Annotated in this window: 1 protein-coding gene; it reads right to left on the bottom strand. The window is 72.1% G+C overall.

Annotation, left to right across the window (positions count from 1 at the left end):
* A partial coding sequence (locus tag AVKW3434_RS24170) for a calcium-binding protein (RefSeq protein WP_502869175.1) occupies positions 1–1,223 on the bottom strand: 1,223 nt, incomplete at both ends.

Genomic DNA, 1,223 nt, shown 5'->3' with positions numbered 1-1,223 from the left:
GCGCCCACCCCCACGTTGCCCACGAAGGCCACCCCGTCGTTCATCTGCGCGAAGGTGCGCTGCGTGCCCGCGACGTAGGCGCGCGTATCGCCGGCCGGCGGCTTGATGTCCTCGGCCCGCATGGCCAGCAGCCCCGACAGGTCGATCTCGGACAGAGGGTTGAACGCGAACCCCCGCAGGTCGGTGCTTTCATAGGCGTGGCCGGTGCTGTCGGTGGCGGTGGTGCCGAGGCGCGCCATGACCACGCTGGCGTTCAACAGGCGCACCTGGCCCGTGGCCACGTCGTTGGCGCCGCTGCTGTAGGAGGCCGAGGCATCGCCCAGCACCAGGCCCTCGCCGTTGCCATCGGCCAGGATGATGTCGTTGCCACCCCCACCCACCAGGGTGTCGTCGCCCGCCCCGCCGTACAGCACGTCATCGCCCGCATCGCCCACGAGCCGGTCGCCGCCCTGCCCGCCCACCAGGCTGACGAAGCCCCGCCCGCTGGACACTTGAGTCTCGCCGCCCGCGATGGCGGCGGCCAGGTCCACGGGCGCTGCGGCATACAGCACGTCGTCGCCGCCCTCGCCAGACAGGGTCTGCCGTGCGCTCGCACCGGCGCTGCCCGCGGCCAGCACGTCCGCGCTGGCGCCGCCGTAGGCGCCGCTGCGGTTGGTGCCGGCCTGCGCGACGTTCTCCAGCCGCAGGCCCGCGTTGCGCTGTGCCGCAGTGAGGCGGTCGTAGGCGCTCTGGCCGGCCGTACTGGCCAGGTCGTAGGCCGAGGCCGGCGCAGGCACCGGCTTGGGCACACCGGCCGGCACCAGAATGCCCAGCTGCCCGGGCTCGAAGTTCTTGACGACCACGGTGCTGCCGTAACCGGTAATGGTGAGCTCGCCCAAGTCCACGTTCAGCCGATAGTCGATGGGCTGTGCGGCGTTGCTCTCGTCGCGCCACACCGTGTAGGGCTGCCCGGCCCCGGAAGCGGTGGCGATCAGCGTGCCGCCGCCCACCACCGCCCGCCCGGCCAGCTCGATGCTGCCGCCCTCGCTGCCTTTGCCGCTGTCCACGATGGTGTCCCGGCCTTCATTGGCCTGGATGCGGTAGGTGTCGAAGCCTACGCCGCCCACCAGGGTGTCGTCGCCTGCACCGCCGATCAGCACGTCGTTGCCGGCGCCGCCTTCCAGGTAGTCGGCACCGCCAAGGCCTGTGAGGGTGTCGTTGCCGGCGCCTCCGTACAGGTGGTC

The organism is Acidovorax sp. SUPP3434 (assembly GCF_030159015.1).
Lineage (GTDB): Bacteria > Pseudomonadota > Gammaproteobacteria > Burkholderiales > Burkholderiaceae_C > Paracidovorax.
This window is presented reverse-complemented; position numbering and strand designations above follow the sequence as displayed.